The 19,790-nt window shown below is 34.0% G+C and carries 17 protein-coding genes; 5 read left to right on the top strand and 12 right to left on the bottom strand.

Features of this window, described 5'->3' with window-relative positions; genetic code table 11:
• The first annotated feature begins 299 nt into the window (after positions 1-299).
• From metG to CAP47_RS07835, 3 genes are all read left to right on the top strand, one after another.
• On the top strand, positions 300-2,354 hold the full coding sequence (gene metG, locus CAP47_RS07845) for a methionine--tRNA ligase (RefSeq protein ID WP_100776133.1): 2,055 nt from the start codon (positions 300-302) through the stop codon (positions 2,352-2,354).
• A 27-nt stretch (positions 2,355-2,381) separates the two neighbouring features.
• Positions 2,382-3,224 carry a mechanosensitive ion channel family protein gene (locus tag CAP47_RS07840; RefSeq protein WP_100776132.1) on the top strand — a complete coding sequence of 281 codons (843 nt, stop codon included), beginning with the start codon at positions 2,382-2,384 and terminating at the stop codon, positions 3,222-3,224.
• A 247-nt stretch (positions 3,225-3,471) separates the two neighbouring features.
• Positions 3,472-4,314 (top strand): mechanosensitive ion channel family protein, encoded by an 843-nt coding sequence (locus tag CAP47_RS07835; RefSeq protein WP_100776131.1) that lies wholly within the window; start codon positions 3,472-3,474, stop codon positions 4,312-4,314.
• 7 nt (positions 4,315-4,321) lie between these two features.
• Here CAP47_RS07835 and tsaB read toward each other — a convergent pair whose 3' ends face one another.
• Genes tsaB through CAP47_RS07805 form a run of 6 tightly spaced genes read right to left on the bottom strand, consistent with a single transcriptional unit; the run spans position 4,322 to position 10,836 of the window.
• Positions 4,322-4,987 carry a tRNA (adenosine(37)-N6)-threonylcarbamoyltransferase complex dimerization subunit type 1 TsaB gene (gene tsaB / locus CAP47_RS07830; RefSeq protein ID WP_100776130.1) on the bottom strand — a complete coding sequence of 222 codons (666 nt, stop codon included), beginning with the start codon at positions 4,985-4,987 and terminating at the stop codon, positions 4,322-4,324.
• Positions 4,988-5,013: 26 nt separating this feature from the next.
• The gene (locus CAP47_RS07825) at positions 5,014-6,450 is read right to left on the bottom strand and encodes a TolC family protein (RefSeq protein WP_100776129.1); all 1,437 of its coding nucleotides are present in this window, start codon (positions 6,448-6,450) and stop codon (positions 5,014-5,016) included.
• A gap of 40 nt (positions 6,451-6,490) precedes the next feature.
• Positions 6,491-7,603, bottom strand: coding sequence for an efflux RND transporter periplasmic adaptor subunit (locus tag CAP47_RS07820; RefSeq protein WP_100776128.1), 1,113 nt, complete (start codon positions 7,601-7,603; stop codon positions 6,491-6,493).
• Between the two features lie 24 nt (positions 7,604-7,627).
• The gene (locus tag CAP47_RS07815) at positions 7,628-8,896 is read right to left on the bottom strand and encodes an ABC transporter permease (protein WP_100776127.1); all 1,269 of its coding nucleotides are present in this window, start codon (positions 8,894-8,896) and stop codon (positions 7,628-7,630) included.
• Between the two features lies 1 nt (position 8,897).
• Positions 8,898-10,142, bottom strand: coding sequence for an ABC transporter permease (locus tag CAP47_RS07810; RefSeq protein ID WP_100776126.1), 1,245 nt, complete (start codon positions 10,140-10,142; stop codon positions 8,898-8,900).
• Positions 10,135-10,836 (bottom strand): ABC transporter ATP-binding protein, encoded by a 702-nt coding sequence (locus CAP47_RS07805; RefSeq protein ID WP_100776125.1) that lies wholly within the window; start codon positions 10,834-10,836, stop codon positions 10,135-10,137. The genes CAP47_RS07810 and CAP47_RS07805 overlap by 8 nt, the downstream gene beginning before the upstream one ends.
• Positions 10,837-11,080: 244 nt before the next feature.
• Here CAP47_RS07805 and CAP47_RS07800 point away from each other — a divergent pair, with 244 nt between their 5' ends.
• Positions 11,081-11,569, top strand: coding sequence for a c-type cytochrome (locus CAP47_RS07800; protein WP_100776124.1), 489 nt, complete (start codon positions 11,081-11,083; stop codon positions 11,567-11,569).
• A gap of 79 nt (positions 11,570-11,648) precedes the next feature.
• Here CAP47_RS07800 and CAP47_RS07795 read toward each other — a convergent pair whose 3' ends face one another.
• From CAP47_RS07795 to CAP47_RS07775, 5 genes are all read right to left on the bottom strand, one after another.
• Positions 11,649-12,152 (bottom strand): hypothetical protein, encoded by a 504-nt coding sequence (locus CAP47_RS07795; protein ID WP_100776123.1) that lies wholly within the window; start codon positions 12,150-12,152, stop codon positions 11,649-11,651.
• Between the two features lie 54 nt (positions 12,153-12,206).
• Positions 12,207-12,557 (bottom strand): hypothetical protein, encoded by a 351-nt coding sequence (locus CAP47_RS07790; protein ID WP_100776122.1) that lies wholly within the window; start codon positions 12,555-12,557, stop codon positions 12,207-12,209.
• 2 nt (positions 12,558-12,559) lie between these two features.
• A complete protein-coding gene (locus CAP47_RS07785) occupies positions 12,560-14,302 on the bottom strand; it encodes a hypothetical protein (RefSeq protein WP_192869970.1) in 1,743 nt (580 codons plus the stop codon).
• A gap of 153 nt (positions 14,303-14,455) precedes the next feature.
• A complete protein-coding gene (locus tag CAP47_RS07780; RefSeq protein WP_100776120.1) occupies positions 14,456-15,994 on the bottom strand; it encodes a glycine--tRNA ligase in 1,539 nt (512 codons plus the stop codon).
• Between the two features lie 77 nt (positions 15,995-16,071).
• Complete coding sequence (locus CAP47_RS07775; protein ID WP_100776119.1) at positions 16,072-18,426, bottom strand: S9 family peptidase; 2,355 nt, start codon at positions 18,424-18,426, stop codon at positions 16,072-16,074.
• Between the two features lie 74 nt (positions 18,427-18,500).
• Between CAP47_RS07775 and CAP47_RS07770 the strand changes: the two genes are divergently transcribed.
• Positions 18,501-19,367, top strand: a complete 867-nt coding sequence (locus CAP47_RS07770) for a ChaN family lipoprotein (RefSeq protein ID WP_100776118.1) — start codon at positions 18,501-18,503, stop codon at positions 19,365-19,367.
• Positions 19,368-19,544: 177 nt separating this feature from the next.
• Here CAP47_RS07770 and tnpA read toward each other — a convergent pair.
• Positions 19,545-19,790: IS200/IS605 family transposase (tnpA, locus tag CAP47_RS07765; RefSeq protein ID WP_153043507.1), on the bottom strand; the 246-nt coding region annotated here is incomplete at its 5' end.

Genomic DNA, 19,790 nt, shown 5'->3' with positions numbered 1-19,790 from the left:
TAAAATCAACATATACATCATCAAAACTCATTAGATCTGTCGTATCAAAATTGTAGATGTTTGAGTTAAAGATCTGAGAAGGGTTAGTTATTATATTATTAAATTGATCAAAGGATAAGGAAATAGATTTAAAACACACAATATATAATTTTTAACAAAGATATAACAAGAAGAATATAAAGTTGTTAATTTTTATTTTTTTTCATTCATGTAAAAACAATAACGCACTTTAATCCACAAAGGATGCAAGCATAATACATTGTGTTTATTAACTTTGCGCGTTTCAAAAATTGATTTTTATGAAGAACCCTAAAAGATATACAATCACGGCAGCTTTGCCATATACCAATGGTCCAATACACATCGGGCATTTATCTGGCGTTTACATTCCTGCTGATATTTACACGCGTTATCTTAAACTTAATGACAAAGATGTTTTGTTTGTTTGCGGAAGTGATGAGCACGGCGTTCCTATTACAATTAAAGCAAAAAAAGAAGGCGTGACACCTCAAGATGTCGTTGATAAATACAACCATATTATCAAAGAATCTTTTAAAGATTTCGGAATTCAGTTTGATAATTACTCTCGAACTTCTGCTGAAGTGCATCATGAAACGGCAACTGAGTTTTTTGAAAGCATGCACGAGCAAGACAAGTTTATCGAAGAAACAACAGAACAACTTTACGACCCAAAAGCAAAACAGTTTTTAGCTGATAGATTTGTCACTGGAACTTGCCCTAAATGTGGAAATGAAGAAGCTTACGGCGATCAATGTGAAAAGTGCGGAACTTCATTAAATGCAAATGATTTAATTAACCCTAAATCAACTCTAACGGATGCAAAACCTGTTTTAAAATCAACAAAGCACTGGTTTTTACCACTTGATCAATATGATGCTTGGCTGAAAGATTGGATTGTAAAAGGACATAAAGATGACTGGAAACCTAATGTTTACGGGCAATGTAAATCTTGGATTGATGAAGGTTTGCGTCCGCGTGCTGTCACCAGAGATTTAGATTGGGGCATTCCTGTTCCTGTTGAAGGTGGTGACGGTAAAGTTCTTTACGTTTGGTTTGATGCGCCAATTGGCTACATTTCAGCTTCTAAAGAATGGGCAAAACGTGAAAATAAAAGCTGGGAACCTTATTGGAAAGATGAAGATACAAAGCTGGTTCACTTTATCGGAAAAGACAATATCGTTTTTCACTGCATTATTTTCCCTGTAATGCTCAAAGCTGAAGGCAGTTACATTTTACCGGATAATGTGCCAGCTAATGAATTTTTAAATCTTGAAGGACAAAAATTGTCAACTTCCAAAAACTGGGCGGTTTGGTTGCATGAATATTTAGAAGAATTCCCAAATCAGCAAGATGTTTTACGTTATGTTTTAACGGCAAACGCACCAGAAACAAAGGATAACGACTTTACATGGAAAGATTTTCAGACCAGAAACAACTCTGAGCTCGTTGGTATTTTCGGTAACTTCATCAATCGTGTTGTTGTTTTAACTGACAAATATTATGAAGGCATCATTCCTGAAAAATCAGAATTATCTGAAGTTGATTTAGAGGCTTTGAAAGAACTTCAAAAATCAACTGAAGATATCGCTGTTTCTATTGAAAAATATCGTTTCAGAGAAGCACAAGCTAAAATGATGAACATCGCGAGAATAGGAAATAAATATCTTGCCGATGAAGAACCATGGAAACTTCAAAAAACAGATCCTAAACGCACAAAAACAATCATGTATGTTGCGCTTCAAATCGCAGCTGGTTTAGCCATCATTTCTGAACCTTTCCTCCCATTCTCTTCAGCAAAACTTAAGAAAATGCTCAATTTTGAAGCATTAGAAAACACACTTTTCTGGAAAGATATTGCTGACAAAAAAGAGTTTTTACCAAAAGAACATCAAATTGGAAAAGCTGAACTTTTATTTTCAAAAATAGAAGATGAAACAATTGAAAAGCAATTACAAAAGCTTGAACAAACTAAAGAAGATAACAAAGAAAAAACTTATGCGCCTGTCAAAGAAGAGATTACTTTTGATGACTTCTCTAAACTTGATATCCGCGTAGGAGAAATCATTTCTGCTGAAAAAATGCCAAAAGCAAAAAAGCTATTAATTCTTAAAGTTAACATTGGTCACGAAACCAGAACAATCGTTTCTGGAATCGCTGAACATTATAAAGCGGAAGAGATAATCGGCAAGAAAGTTTCTGTCGTTGTTAATTTAAAACCGATTAAGCTGAGAGGAACTTTAAGTGAAGGCATGATTTTAATGGGAGATAACGGAAAAAATTTAAGCTTTGTTTCTCCTGAAAATGAACTTGATGCGGGTTCTCAAATTTCGTAAACAATAATTTTTTTAAATATTCTATTTATGACAATTCAAGACGTTGAAAAATACGCTAATTTATTAATTGAAAAAGTGGTGGCTTACTTGCCAAGTGTTATCGGTGCTATTTTAGCCATTGTTATCGGTCTATGGCTGATCAAATTTATCACCAAGAAAATCAGGAATATTATGGAAAAACGCGATGTCGATATCGCCATTCGTAATTTCAGCCTGAGCATCATTAACATCGGTTTAAAGATCTTACTTTTCATTATTGTTATTACAAAGCTTGGTTTTGAAACGACCTCGTTTGCTGCTATCATTGGTGCTGCAGGTTTGGCTGTTGGATTAGCTTTACAAGGTTCATTATCTAACTTTGCTGGTGGTGTTTTAATCATTTTATTAAAGCCTTTCCGTATTGGTGATTGGGTTGATGCTCAAGGTGTTTCTGGAACAGTCGATCAAATTTCTCTATTTTACACGCATTTAATTACTTTCAACAATCAACGTGCTGTGATTCCTAATGGTGAATTATCTAACAATAAAGTGATTAATTATTCATCAGAAAAGCAACGTAAAGATGCGATTACAGTTCGTATTTCTTATGATTCTGACATCAAAAAAGCGCGTGAAGTGTTAATGGATTTGATGTTGAATAATGAAAATATTTCAAAGGAAACCAAGCCTCAAGTTTTTGTTTCTGAATTAGCTGAAAGTTCGGTTAATTTATCCATCCGATTCTGGGCTGACTTACCTGTTTTTTGGGATGCACATTTTCAAATTATGGCTGATATCAAGGGAACTTTGGAAGAAGCAGGAATCCGCATTCCGTTACCTCAGCGTCATGTAATGATCCACAATCAAGAAGATACAGACTCTGATAAATAAGCTTTTTAGACCTTAATTGTCTTAGTTATTAATTTATTTAAACTTCCATTTGCAATGTGAAATGATTCATTTGCAGATGGAAGTTTTTTTTATGTGGTAACTCAATATCTAAAAGCCATCAACAAACGGTGTAAAATGGTATAATGTAATAGGTTTATCGTGAAAAAAATCTTAAAAACAATTCATATATAACGTGAAATATATAATTTGTCAAATTAGTTAAAAAAATAACCTCTAAATCAAAACTATGGAAGACATTGGAAATTACGTAAACTTATTGATGCAAAAAATCGTTGCTTATCTACCTAACATTATTGGCGCTATTTTAGCGGTAATTATTGGACTTTGGTTGATTAAATTTATCACGAAAAGAGTCAGGAAAATCATGGAAAAACGCAATGTTGATGCGGCAATTCGCGGTTTTACAATCAACATTCTTAACGTTGGTTTAAAAATCTTACTTTTTATCATTGTGATCACAAAGTTGGGTGTTGAAACAACTTCTTTTGCTGCTATTTTAGCTGCTGCTGGTTTAGCAGTTGGTTTGGCTTTACAAGGCTCACTATCTAATTTTGCTGGTGGTGTTTTAATTATTCTGTTAAAGCCTTTCAAAATCGGAGATTGGATTGAAGCACAAGGCGTTTCGGGATCTGTTGATGAAATTTCGTTATTTTACACGCACATCATCACTTTCAACAATCAAAGAGCTGTGATTCCTAACGGCGAATTATCTAACAATAAAGTGATTAATTATTCTTCTGAAGATAGACGTAAAGATGCTATTACAGTTGGTATTTCTTACGACTCAAACATCAAGACTGCAAGAAATGTTTTGATGGACATTATGGAAAAAGATGAAAGAATTGATAAAGACCCAGCACCACAAGTTTTTGTCGCAGAATTAGCAGATAGTTCGGTTAATCTATCAGTGAGATTTTGGGCAAAACAAGATGTTTTTTGGGGAGCGCACTTCGACTTTATGGAAAACTCTAAAACTGAATTAGAAGCTGCTGGTATTTCATTACCATTCCCACAAAGAGATGTGAATTTGTTTCAAATGAAAAATACTGAAGAAGAAAACAAAGCTTAAAAATAATTTATCCTGGTCTAAAATCTTTTAAATAAAAAGGTTCAAAATAGGCCACATCTTCAAAAGATGAATTTAAAAACTTCTGTCTGGCAATGTAGAATTGTTCTCTTGCTGACGGAAGTTTTTCTTTTATAAAATGTGCATTCGGATGTTTGCAGATTTCTTCAAACTTCTCGACACCATCTCCAATAAAATAAACAGGTTGATTCTTAAGCTGTTCTTTAAAACTTGTTTCATCTAAAATTTTTGCTTCAATTTCAGTTAACTCCCGATGTTGCGCATCAAAAGTTTGTGTGTAAACCTCCATTCGCCTTGCATCAAGCATTGGGATAATTAAAGCATCATCAGGAATATCCTTTATTTGTAAGGCCAAGCAAGCTAGTGTAGAAACCGAAATTAGTGGAAGTTGTGCTGCATAGGCAAAACCTTTTGCAGCTGAAACACCAATACGTAAACCCGTGTATGAACCTGGGCCTTTACTGATAGAAATCGCATCAAGATCTTGAATGCTCAAACCTGCTTCTTTTAAAATATCATCAACAAAAGGATGCAGTTGTTCTGCATGTGAATAACCCTGAGAACTCAATTCCTTAACATCGATCAATAAATCTTTATCACCTAAACTGACAGAGCAGTTTTTCGTTGCTGTTTCTAAACATAAAATCTTGGCCACTTCCTTATTTTTAAATACAAAGGTAATTAGTATTCGACAATTTGAATACCAAAATAGAGCTCTAATACTTTCAACTTAAAGATGTAATCGTACTTCGCGTTAATCAAATTATTTTCAGCATTCGTCAATCTGAATTTCGACTCAGTTAAAGCGAAAGAATTTGATACACCAACATCAAAACGTTCTTGTGCATAATCATACGCTGTGCGTTGCGCATTGACAGCTTCGGTTGCAGCTTCATAAGTTTTAAGCGCTCCTTGCGCATCAACAAAAGCTTGATAAACATCAGATTCTAAATCTAACTTAGCTTGCTCTAATTGAAATTCAGCACGCTCAGCATTTATTTTTTGCTTAGCAACTTGATGACGAACTTGGAAACCATTAAAAACAGGAATACTCAATTGCAAGCCATAAGACAACCCATCATTACGCCACAGTTGATCAACAAAAGAACGTGAACTCAAAGTTTCAAAAGCAAAGTTTGGTGCAACAACAGCTTGATTTGTTCCTTCAACAACACCGATTTGAGTAGTTGGATTATCAGGGTCAATACCTGATTGCACTACACGGTTACGATCTGACTCACGCGTATTATAATTGATGAAAGCTGAAAGTGTTGGGTAATAATTTGATCTTGTGATTTCAACATTTTTCTCAGCCATGTCACGTTGTTGTTCAGCAACTTTCACTTCGTATCGCTCTTCTTTTGCTTTGGTGATAATTTCTTGTGGAGATTTATCTAAAATATCAGTAATCGGGATATCATACTCTTCATCTGCGATATCAAAAGTTTTGTAATCCTCGATTAATAAAGTTTGCGCAAGGTTAATTTTTGCAATTTGTAAATCATTTTTGGCAATTTGTATTTGCTGCTCTTCATCGGCATTCGTTGCTTTCACTTGAAGTAATTCACCTTCAGGAACTGTCCCAGCATCAATCATTTTTTGAGTTTGATCAAGCTGTTCTTGCGTCACTGCGTTTTGCTCTTTTAAAACTGCTAATCGCTGTTTGCTGACAAGAATTTGTAAGTAAGCATTGGCAACAAACAAAGCAATATCATCTTTCATTTGTCCTAATGCATATTGGCTGGCCAATCTTTCCATTTTTGCCAATTGCAATTCTTTTAAATTCTGAAGACCTTTAAACAAAGTCAGGTTTGCAGATGCGTTTAATGAAAAGTTACGCGTCACTTGGTTTTCAAGAACTCCAGTTGTTACGTTTTGAGTTAAACCAGAATTCCAGGCGTTACTCAGGTTCCCATTAATAGAAGGCAAATAATTACCAATGGCTTGCTTTTTAGTAATTTCTGATAATTCAGTATCTAATTGCGCTTGCTTAACAGAAATATTGTTTTCCATCGCGAATTTTACGCAAGCTTCAAGCGTCCATATTTCTGGTTTTTCTTGAGCAGACATGAAAAGTGTTGCCGTCAGAAAGATAAATAAAGTAGATGCTAATTTCATTTGTTTCTTTTTTGATTGATTAAATCAATTATCCTCTTGATTATTTAGACTTTGATTTACCTGTCGTTTCATTCCATACTTTAATGCGATCATCTTCATCAATTCCGCTTAAAATTTCAACGTGAATTCCGTCGCTTACACCAAGTTCAACATCTTTTCTTTCAAATTTTTGATCACCAGTTTCAACCTCAACATAAGCTTGGTCAGTTTCTTTATCAAATTGAATCAAAGCTTCTTTAAGCGACAACACATCTTCTTTTTTCTCTAAAATAATTGAAGCATTTGCACTTAAGCCAGCTCTGATAAAAATTTCATCATCGCGGGTTAAAGTTCCTTCAATTTCAAATTGAACAGCGCCATTTTCTTCAACACCTTGCGGTGCAATATGATCTAAAACAGCGTCAAAAACTTTATCCTGAATGGCACCAACAGTAATTTCTAAAGGTAAACCTTCTTCAATTTTTCCAACTTCAGATTCGTCAACTTTTCCTTCAAAAATCATTTCATTCACATTCGCAATTGATGCAATTGTAGTTCCCTCATTAAAGTTATTGGCTTCAATCACTTGGTTACCAACTTTAACAGGAACATCGAGCACCATCCCTGTAATTGTTGCTTTAATTTCTGTAGTGGCAGCATCACCAATACCAGCAGTTGTTCCTGTTTTGATAATCTCAAAGGTTTCTTGAGCTGATGATAAGTTTTGCTTAGCAATATTATACGACGTTGAAGCTTGGTCAAATTCATTTGCAGAAATCACGCCTTTATCAAACAATTCTTTTTGCCTGTCGTAACTTTTCTTTTCGTTGCCCAAATTAATTTTTGAAGTATTAATTTGATTTTTCGCATTGTTTAAATTCGTCACATTCGGGACAACTTTTAAACGAGCGATTAAATCACCAACCTGAACTGTATCTCCTGCATCAACAAATAATTTCTCGATAATACCTGAAATATTTGGTTTCACAGGGACTTCTTCACGTGGCGTAATTGTTCCTGTTGCAACAGTTTTCTTTGTAATAGTTCTTTCTTCTACTTGCTCAGTTTTATAAACAACTGGGTTCTCTTGATTCTTTGTGTAGAGATAATAAAGTGCGCCACCAAAAGCTGCAAAGATGACAACAAGCACTAAAATTGTAATTATTTTTTTCATGATTTTAAAAGATATGACTGTTTTCTATTCTGTTCTTAGGGCATCGACGGGTTTAATTTTTACTGCATTTTGCGCTGGGATAAAACCTGCTAAAAGTCCTGAAATTATAAGTATTGTCATGGCAATAACCACAACAAAAAGATCCACACTTGGGTTAACAAACATCATTTCGGAATTGTCTTCCATATTAGATAAAAAGAAATTGACGACACCTAAAATGGAGGTGGCAAAAACAATCCCTGCCATTCCTGAAATAATTGTCAAGAAAACAGATTCTAGCAAAACTTGCCCTCTGATGTTCCATGGGGACGCACCTAATGCTCGCCTGACGCCTATTTCTTTCGTTCGTTCCTTAACAACAATCAACATAATATTTGAAATACCGATAACACCTGATATTAAAACCAATATGCCAACAAAATAAGCGACAAGATTTAAGGCTAAAAATAAACCTTGTATTTTCTTGAATTGCTCATATAAATCGAAATTACCGATAGCTCTATCATCTTCAGGGTGAATTCGATGTCTTTTTTTAATGATATCAAAAACCTGAGATTTCAATTGTGTAATCGAATGATTGTTATCTGCCGTAATTGCCATCCAGCTTACTCTGTCACCATAATTGAAAGCTTGAGAGAAAGATGTAAACGGCACATAAATTTGTTTCTGGGCTTCTTCAATATCTCGACCCATGCCACTTTTCTTTTTATAAACGCCAATTACCATAAAGTTGACACCATTGATTTTGATATAACTGCCGAGCGCAACTTCACCTTTATCATAAAGTGCATCAACAACGCCTTGACCAATAACAGCCGCTTTTCTATTCGCATTGATGTCATTCATGTTTAAGAAACGTCCTTCAACAATATCCATTGGTTCTTGGTTAATGACATCAGGATAATCTCCGTAAACATCAAAAGCACCTGTTTTTAAACCTTTAGTGACATTATTATCACCACCAAAACCGCCAAGTTGATTTCGTGGAGAAACATATTCTAAACCATTGATCTTTGCTTTTAAAGCTTCTACATCAGACAAATCAAAATTGTAACGGCGACCTTTTGGTAAACCATCATAAGGTTTTGAAGCTGTTTGTGACCACATAAACATCGAGTTTGTGGCAATACCTGAGAAGCCTCTTTTGATACCGTTTTCGAGTCCAGTTCCGGCTGCCAATAAAATCACAAGAATAAATATGCCCCAAAAAACCCCAAAAGCAGTCAAGACTGTTCTGAAGACGTTTGACGTCAGCGACTCTAATATTTCATTCCATTTATCTCTGCTAAACATATTATTCGTCTCTTAAGGCTTCGATTGGTTTAATTCTGGCACCGCGATAGGCTGGAAAAAATCCTGCTAAAGCACCAGCGATAATCAAAATAATTAGGGTTGTTATGGCAACATTAAAACTGACTTCTGGATTTGAAATAAATTCAGAATCGATTAGAGGTCCTAAATTTTCTAATAAAACAAGCGCAAGAATGAGTCCTATAAATCCTGAAATTGCTGTTACAAAAATTGATTCGTGCAAAACCATACCGACAATTGACATAGGTTTAGCACCCAAAGCTTTTCGGATACCAATTTCTTTAGTGCGTTCTTTTACAATGATGAGCATAATATTACTTACGCCAACAATTCCTGCAAGAAGTGTTGCAATACCAACGCCCCAAAAGAAAATCTTAATCACATTCATTAAATCATAAAAACGTTTTGCACTTTCAAGACTACTGTTTACTGAAATAGCACTGGTATCTTCAGGCGCAACTTTATATTTTGTTTTTAATTGGTTTGTCAGGTTATTGACAATCATTTCTGATTCTTGTAATGCTTCATCAAAGTTTGTTCTTTTAGGCACTGTAAATGCCATTGAACGGATATCATTGCCTGCGCCAAAAACCTTTTGTGAAGTTGATAATGGGATGTAAACGCGCGACTCCTCTCTTTCACCTCCTGGATCAGAAAAAACACCAACAATTTTAAAATTGATTTTCGAAATTTTGATAAACTCCCCTATTGGAACTTTTTCATCGAAAAGATCGTCTGCTACTTTTTGACCAATCACGACATATTTTTCAAATTGCTTTTGGTCTGTTTGATTAATGAATCGGCCAGAAACCATGGAAGCAGATTCTAAAGCTTGGTAGTCTGACATCACACCTTCCACACGGTAAGAACCTGATTCTTCGCCATAAGTAATTAAACCAGACCAAATGCGATACATAGATGAAGCACTTTCAAAATTGCCCTCATTTGCACGCATTGTATAATCGAAATCTTCATTTTTCATTTGTATGTAACGTCCAGGGTTTAAGCCTTTATAACCTACAGTTGTTACACCTGTGTAAACACTAATTCTATTTTCGGCATCACTTTGAAATTGTTTTTCAATTCCGTTTTTCATGCCTTCACCAACGCCAAGCAAAACCACAAGAATAAAAATACCGAAGATGACAGAAACACTTGTCAGAAAGGTTCTTAATTTATTTTTGCTAATGGTATCAAATACCTCTTGCCAGCGCTCTATACTAAACATTTTGAATCGCTTTGACTTGTTCATTCATCGAGTCATCGATGATTAGACCATCTTTCAGGTTCACAATTCGCTTTGTCATTTTTGCGATGTCTTCTTCGTGCGTCACAACAAGAATTGTCTTGCCTTCATCATTAATCCCTTGAATGAGATCCATGATTTCGTAAGAAGTTTTTGTATCTAAAGCACCAGTGAGCTCATCGGCCAAAAGCACTTTTGGATCACTTGCTAAAGCACGAGCAATAGCAACACGTTGTTTTTGACCACCAGAAAGTTCGTTGGGTTTATGTTTCGCCCAATCAGCCAAACCTACTTTTTCGAGGTAAGCCATTGAGCGCTCCATGCGATCTTTACGATTCATGCCTTGATAAATAAGAGGCAAAGCCACATTATCAATTGCACTTTTATAATTAATCAAGTTGAAAGATTGGAAAATAAAACCTAAAAATTTATTTCTGTAATTGGCAGCAATCTTCTCGTTGAGGTTTTTAATAGGAACGCCATCAAGGTGATAAGTTCCTTGATCAGCTTCATCAAGAATACCTAAAATATTCAATAAAGTTGATTTACCTGAACCTGAAGAACCCATAATTGAAACCAATTCACCTTCTTTTACACTGAAGTTAATGCCTTTAAGAACATGAAGTGAATTTTTACCTATTTTGTAGGATTTGTGTAAATCTTTGATTTCAATCATAAAAATAATTTTAGCGCCCTTGACTAATTAGACTGAGAAAAATAGCTTTTGTTACATCAATAATGAATTGATCTATGTTAAATAAAAGAGATTTCAGAATTTTAAATAATCGATAACTGTTTTTTGCTTGCTTTTCATTTGAAAAATTAATCATAAATTCATGTCACATATTTGTTAATTAATTGTCCTCAAGGATTGATTTTAATAAGTTGTAAGATCATTTTATTTATAAAATCATTCTATTATGAAAAATATAATCAAGTTTTGTTTCACTATGTTATTAGGACTTTTGCTTGCTTGCAACTCTAATCCAAATCAAACAAAGCAAAGTCAAACAAAATCAAAAAGCTCAGAACAGAAAGTTGACTCCTCAAAGGTGATGCATAATCAAGAAAGGTACAAAGCAAAAACAGGTGTTGGACCCATAAAAGATAAAGTTGAATTAGACAGCCAAATCGACGAAGAATTGGCTTTAAGAGGTAAAGAACTTTACAACAATGCCTGTGCGAGTTGCCACAGAATAAAAGAAAAATCTGTTGGGCCAGGACTTGGCGGTGTTTTACAGAAAAGATCGCCGCAATGGGTGATGAACATGATTTTAAACCCTAGAGAAATGAAGAGAGAAAACGTTCAAGCACAAGCTATGGACGCCGAATATGATGCTGACATGGTGAACACAAACCTTACTGAAGATGAAGCCAGAGCAATTGTAGAGTATTTAAGGACGTATTAAAATAAAAAAATCCCTCAACAGCTTAATTCTTGAGGGATTTTTATTTATCTTAAAAAGATAAGCTACGCTTAAATGTTAATTAAATCTCTGTGATTCTACTTTTTAATAAAGTCATTTCATAACAAGGCACAAAAGTTTTATCTAAGTCTGATTTAAAGATGATAAAAATATTATAACGCTTGTAGGTCTTTTTTCTGCTCTTTTGCAAATATTCATAATAATAAGAATAATGCTTAATGAAAAATTGTGCTAATTCCTTGTAATTAAAATGATTGAGCTTAGCCATAAAAGCTTGAATATCTTCAAGATTTCCTTTTCTTCCCAATTCTGATATCATTTCTTTCGGTAATAGATACTTGTAATTATTCTGATCTGCTCCAGGTACATAAATATGAGACAAATTTATTAGCCAATTCTTTTTTTTATTAAAATGATAATATTTAAAATTAATAGAATCTTTACTACTTACTTTAATAGAATCTGTCTGCTTATCTACCACCAAGAAAAGACTATTTGATATAGATTGTGCACAAATCGTTTGAGCAAAAAAAAGTAAAATAAAAAGGTAAATTAGTTTTTTCATAATTATTAATTTGGACAGTTCTCAGTCGTGAAAATAAATAATTGATAGGCCCGATTAATATTCTACTGAACTTAGTATTTTGATATCCCAGCATCCGTTGACATTTATTGAACCTTCAAACTCAATGTAAACATTTTCAAAAGGTATAAATACACCAACTTTGTAATGTTCTTTATTGGATTTTATTTTCTTTAAAGTTTTGATTACCAAAACATCAGTATATTCTTTATCAGATGTTAAAGGAAGATTTTTAAAGTTCTCACTAAAGTTATTTTTAAAAACTATTGGATCGTCAACATACTGTAAAATTTCTTTATGGTTGAAAATTTTTGAAATCAACTCTTCTTTGTAATTATTTTGAAGTACGAAGTTTACTATTAAAAATAAAGATAATATTGATTTCATGTCTAGTAATATTTATTTAAGATTAACCATTGAGCTGAACCGGCATTTAAATCTTGACCATATGTATTAATTTCAAATATTGTGCCTTCTTCACCAGGATAATCAATCCCATCTAGGTTATCCAAAAAATGTACATATTCATGCAAAATCACGACACCTAAATAAAAAATTAATCCATCCTCAACATATTGTTCATCGTCAGAATTTTCAATATTATTAATAAAATCTGAATCTAAAATTATTTTATCAGGATGGTTAACGCGATCGTATAACGCTGTTGTTCTCCAGTCAGTATCATCATTATAATCATCAAGTTGCTGTATATTTATTTCTGGACCATTTCCCCATTCAAGATGATATTTTATATCAGCTAAAGGCGCATCGGTTATTTCTTCTATTTTATTTAATATGAATGAATTATTTTTCAAAGTAGGTAATTTATTTTTTAAATATTCAGTTAATTTTGGATAGGTTGATTCATAATTACTACCATCTGGATATTTTACAAAAGGGAAAACTGTTAATAAACTATTATTAGAATAGGCGTCAAATACCTCCTCCCAATCAACTTCAGCATCGGGCTGGCCATCACCATCATTGTCTTGCAGCGCTGGCATAGCTTCGCGTAAAAAAGCAAATGCTTCATCGCTATAATTGTTTTGGGCTAAGAAATTTATTATATCGTTTTGAACATTTATGTTTAAACTGTTTATTTGTGTAAATAGTAACCCTATTGCTGCCTTTGTAGTAGGTGAAACATTCGGAGATAAAAAGACTGACATTAAGTTCTCTATAAATACTGAAGCCTCTTGTGATGGCATGAGCATAGCATCATCTTTGCGTGTATTTAAAAATTTTACAATTTCAGATTTCAATGGCTCCTCTAAATTTGGAGTCTGTTGCCACCACAATTTAAAAATTATATTAGGATTTATGAAGTAATAATTTACAGTATTATCAATTGGCACTGTAGATATATCTACAGTATGAGAATTACCTCCAGCTCCCAAACAATCTTCTCGTAAGCATAGATCAATAAAACCTGATACAGGAGTACCTATTCCTCCATAAGTTGGTATACCAAAACAGTTCTCCCAAGTCATAGTAAATAGATGATTCTTATTTTTACACTGAGCAGTAGCTATATGCAACGTTGGTTCAGAGCCTGACCATGGCTGGGTACATACTGTAATTGACTGAGTGATACAGGCTTGCTCACTTGTTTTATTTGTCTGACCAGTATCTACAGTACTTAAACTCACCCCACCTTCAAAAATAAATGCATTATGTTCATCAAAATATTTTTTAAATTTATTCCTTTTATAGGTAAATACAAAGGCTTCATATTCATCAGAATCATTATAAATTTTAATAACTAAATTTTTAAAATCATTAGTTGGTTTTTCAGTTTGCATAAACATAGTATATGCTTTGAAGCCATTACCATTCTGAATATTTACAACACTACTATCTATTTTAAATTCATATTCTATAATTCTATTACTTCCTTTTAAGTTTATATCTTTAAGTGATTTGATTAATCTAGAATCCTGAGGTATATCAAATAACGTCGTAGTTGTAAAAACTTCATTCTTTAAATTAAAACTTTCGTAAGTTGGTTGTAACTCTTTTTCAATACTATCTTCACAACTATTTAAGGTCATCAGGAATATACCCAATAAGATAAAAAGAAACCTTTTTAAAACTTTAATTCGAAAAACCGTGTGTGTGTGTAGATTTAACATAAACAGCATTATTTAAATTGTTAATAGAAAATAAATATATAATAAAATATGTTAAAAAAACACATCGAGTAAATTATTTTAAGTAATTAACAAAAAAATCCCTCAACAGCTTAACTCTTGAGGGATTTTTTTTTAATGTAAAATAGTCTGTTTTTAAGACTCTAAAACAGTTCTAAAATCAACTTCTTTTTGAATAATTGCTTTTAAATCTTCAATCTTCACGCGTTGTTGTTCCATGTTATCGCGATGTCTGATCGTTACTGTGCCATCTTCTTTTGTGTCATGGTCAACTGTGATGCAGAAAGGTGTTCCTGCTGCATCTTGACGACGATAACGACGACCTACTGCATCTTTTTCATCATAAATCACATTAAAATCCCATTGCAATTCTTTCATAATCTCCTTAGCAATTTCTGGTAAACCATCACGCTTCAGTAATGGGAAAATCGCTGCTTTATGCGGTGCTAAAATCGGAGGAATTTTTAAAACTGTTCTGCTTTTACCATCGCCTAAATCTTCATCTTGAAGTGCTGCTGAAAATACCGCCAAAAACATTCTATCTAAACCGATTGAAGTTTCAATAACATAAGGTGTATAATTTTCTTTTAATTCTGGATCGTAAAACTGAAGTTTCTTTCCTGATAATTCTTCGTGTGCTTTTAGATCAAAATCCGTACGTGAGTGAATCCCTTCAAGCTCTTTAAATCCAAATGGAAATTTAAATTCAATATCCGTCGCTGCATTGGCGTAATGTGCTAAGTTTTCGTGGTCGTGAAATCTGTAATTCTCTTCACCTAAACCAAGCGATCGATGCCATTTGTAACGTGTTTCCTTCCAGTGTTCAAACCATTTTAGTTCTTCACCTGGTCTCACAAAATATTGCATTTCCATCTGTTCAAATTCACGCTGACGGAAAATAAATTGTCTTGCCACAATTTCATTACGGAAAGCCTTACCGATTTGTGCAATTCCGAAAGGAATTTTGTGTCGGCTTGTTTTCTGAACGTTTGCAAAATTCACAAAAATACCTTGTGCCGTTTCTGGACGTAAGTATAAATCTGAAGCTGATTCTGCTGATGCGCCTAACTTTGTCCCGAACATTAAGTTAAATTGTTTGACATCTGTCCAATCACGTGAACCGCTTGCAGGACAAGCAATTTCAAGCTCATCAATCAAATTTCTGACATCGACTAAATCACCATTATTGAGTGATTCGCCAAGGCGTTCTAGTATTTCTTTAGATTGTTGACGGTACTTCACCACACGCGGATGTGTCGTTACAAATTCTTGCTCGTCAAATTTATCTCCAAATCGTTTTTTGGCTTTTTTGATTTCTTTTTGCGCTTTTTGCTCTAGTTTTTCAACATAATCTTCCACCAAAACATCAGCGCGATAACGCTTTTTAGAATCCTTGTTATCAATCAACGGATCGTTAAATGCGTCAACATGTCCTGAAGCTTCCCAAGTTTTTGGGTGCATCAAAATTGCAGCATCAAGGCCGACAATTTCCTCATGCATTTGCACCATTGATTTCCACCAATAGTTTTTGATATTATTTTTGAGTTCAACACCGTTTTGACCGTAATCATAAACCGCACTTAAACCATCATATATTTCACTTGATGAAAATATATACCCATATTCCTTAGCATGGGAAATTACTTGTTTGAATTTGTCTTGTTCTTTTGCCATAGCGCAAAAATATAAAATTTAAAGATGTTCAGAACACCTTTTGAGATGAATACCTTTTTAAAAAATCGACTGCAAACTTAGTCTTTTTTACCGATAGTTTCTTGAAAGAGTTTTAAGATGCGTTTATACTCATCCGTCCAACTGCTTGGCTGAGTAAATCCATGTCCTTCAACAGGATAAACCGCCATTTCCCAATCGTCTTTTCCGAGTTCGATTAAACGCTGTGATAAGCGGACAACATCTTGAAAATGCACATTTGTATCAACAATACCATGAGCGATCAGTAAACGATTTTTTAAACCTTCGGCAAAATAAATAGGTGAGGAGCGACGATAAGCAATCGGATCGAGATGTGGCTCGTTTAAAATATTTGATGTGTAGCCATGATTATAATGTGCCCAATCTGTCACAGAACGCAAAGCCGCGCCAGCCTGAAAAGTGTCTGGCGAATTGAACATTGCCATTAAAGTGATAAAACCACCATAACTTCCGCCATAAATACCGAGCTTATCAGGATTGATGCCGTGTTCTTGTACGAGAAAATCGGCTGCATCAATTTGGTCAGACAAATCTTTTCCGCCCATATGTCTGTAAATTGCAGTTCGCCAATCGCGGCCATAACCAGCGCTGCCACGGTAATCAATATCTAAAACAGTGTAGCCTAAATCTGTCAACAAATTATGAAACATATATTCTCTGAAGTAAGTTGACCACCACTTATGCGCATTTTGTAAATAACCTGCGCCATGTACAAAAATAACAGCCGCATGCATATCTTTATCAGCTTCTGGTTTATATAATCTTGCATAAGGTTTTTCGCCATCGCTGGCTTCAAATTGAATCAACTCAGGTTTTCTCCAGTTATAAGCTTGAAATTCTTCAGATTTACCTTCTGTTAATTGTTCTGCTTTTGCACTTTTTTTATTGCGCTTCAAATAAAGCTCCCAAGGCTGATTTTTTGAAGAAAAACGAATCGTCAAGTATTTTTCATCAGGCGATAAAGTCACTTCATTATTTCCTTCCATTGAAGTTAGCTTTGTTATGTTTCCACCAGAAACTGGCATTTTATAAAAATGACGTTCACCAGGATGAACTTCTGATGATGTGAAATACCAATGCTTCTTATCATTTGAAAATTGCGGATTAAAAACTTCAAATTCTCCTGAGGTTAAAGCTTTTTCTTTTTTTGAAGAAACATGATAAGTATAAAGATGAGAATAACCTGTTTGTTCTGATTGGTAGTAGATTGTTTGAGAATCAACCCAACCTAAAGTTCCGCCGTTGTAATATCCATTAATGCCTGGGCCACCAATCCACGCTTCATCATGTTGATGACTGATTGTTTTTAACTCACCTGAATTTAAATCAATTTCGCAAATCCATCGGTCTTTATTGTCTTGTGAGCGCACATCAACAACCGCATGTTTATCATTTGGAGAGAAGTAAACTTGAGAATAAGTCACAGCTCTTGGTTCATTTTTCCATTCTCTATCTGGATAATCTTCTGTGTAAGCTGGTAATCTATCGATTTCTGGCAAGTTTGTCGGATCGATTTTCTTCACAGAATCATTTGCCGTGTTGTACAAATAAAGTGTTGTTTCACGCTCTTGATCGCCAACTTTTGAGCGTGCATTTAAGTTTTTGGTGTAACCAGAAGCATCAGCGTAATTCGGCACGCCAGTGTAATCTGAACCTGTTGGTTTATAGGTTTGAAATGTGAGGAAGCTCGCTTTATTGCTAACATTAAAATTGTAAGCTCTTGTTTTTCCTAAATAAAATTTCTTTTGCTTTGTATCAAAATTGTCACGATACTCTTTTTGTTTTTCCTTTTTTTCTTCAGCTTTATTAACCTCAGCTAAAAGTTTTAAATTTTCATCTTTAAGCCATTTCTCTCTTTCGCTTAAATTGTCTTTATCGCTTGGTTTTTTGCCTTTCTGTATAAAACTCAGTTGGTTGATTTGAGCTGTTTTTAAATTGTAAACATAAAGGTTTGAATCCATCATAAATGAAATACGCTCATCTGATATAAACTGAGGAGATGTAATGGATTTCCCTAAATTTAAAAGCATTTTCGATGCATATTTTCGAACATCATAAAGCATTAAGTGTCCATTTTTTGTGTAAACTTTTTCACGTTTTTTTGAATTGAAATCACCGTTTTGAGGAATGAGATGTCGCTTTTCATTCAAGCTGACTTTTTCAATGTGGTTTTTCTTGTTTAAACTGATTTTATAAAGCGAATCAGAAATGTTTTTTTCAGGGTTGTACTGAAAGTAAATCACATCCGATTGTTCGTTCCATTGGATGTTTGAAGGAAAAGTTCCCATCCAATTTGGGTCTTGCATAATTTTTTCGACTGTCAATTCAGATTGTGCGAAACCTAAAAATGACAAGAAGAAAGTTAAACTCAAAAATAATTGTTTTGTCTTCATCAAGTATTTGTTTTATGTCCTGTGTAAAATCGCTAATTTAGCCAATCTTTTCACCTTATTAGAAACTTTTAGTTATGACTTCAAAACTTCGTCTGTGTTTAATATTAAGCCTGCTTTTTTCGATTTCTACTTTTGCACAACATAAAGCCGCCTATAAACTTGTTGACCAAAATGGAAAAGAAATCGCTTATCAAGAAATGATTGAAACCTTGAAGGATGTTGATGTCGTTTTGTTTGGTGAGTTTCACGACAACCCAATTTCGCATTGGTTACAATATGAAGTTGTGAAGAGCTTGCATGACGAAAATATCAATATTAAGCTTGGCGCAGAAATGTTTGAAGCTGATCAGCAGGAAGCATTAAATGCTTATTTATCTGATGAATTTTCTGCTAAACAACTGCAAGATTCCATTAAATTATGGCCGAATTATAAAACCGATTATAAACCTTTGGTTGATTTTGCAAAAACGAATTCTTTAGAATTTATCGCGACAAACATCCCGAGAAGATTTGCTAGTGATGTTTACAAAAAAGGTGGATTTAAGGCGTTAGACGAATTAAGTTCGAAACAAAAATCATGGATTGCTCCTATGCCAGTTCCTTTTGATATCGAGCTGCGATCTTACCAAGATATGCTTAAAATGATGGGCGATCACGGTGGCGTTGATATCGTGAAAGCGCAAGCGATTAAAGATGCAACAATGGCGCATTTTATACTGAAAGATCTTTTGCCAAACGAAGTTTTTATTCACTTTAATGGTAGTTATCACTCCAATTATTTTGAAGGAATTTTTTGGTATTTAAAGCAATACAGAGAAGAAGTTCGTATCAAAACAATCACAACAGTAGAGCAGCAACAACTCAAAAAGCTAGATGAAAAGAACAAAAACTTAGCCGATTACGTCATCATCGTTGATGAGAATATGACAAAGACTTATTAAAGAAAATCAACAATCTGAAAATAATAAAGTGTTAAGCGAAGATGAACTTGATAAAGAAATGGCAAATGATTTTAAAAAGTTAGGTAGTGATAAATAAATTCTTTTTTAAGAAACTAAACAACTCTGCACTGAAAGTGCAGAGGTTTATTAAGACTGGGGACTAAAAGTCCCACTTTACTATTCCAATATAAAATTGGAATTATCACTCGAATCTCGACGGTGATGTTCCAAATATTCGTTGACCATTTTATCGGTAATATTCCCAGTACTCCATACTCCATAACCGCTTGCCCAAAAATGTTGCCCCCAATAACGCTCTTTCAGTTTTGGAAACTCTTGTTGAAGTTTCCTTGAGGTTCGCCTTTTGAGCTTTTTCAATATACTACTTACATTCAATTTTGGAGCATATTCAATGTGCATATG

The sequence above is a fragment of the Psychroflexus sp. S27 genome (assembly GCF_002810405.1).
Lineage (GTDB): Bacteria > Bacteroidota > Bacteroidia > Flavobacteriales > Flavobacteriaceae > Psychroflexus > Psychroflexus halocasei_A.
The sequence above is the reverse complement of the archived record's forward strand: the minus strand, read 5'-3'. Positions and strand labels throughout refer to the sequence as shown.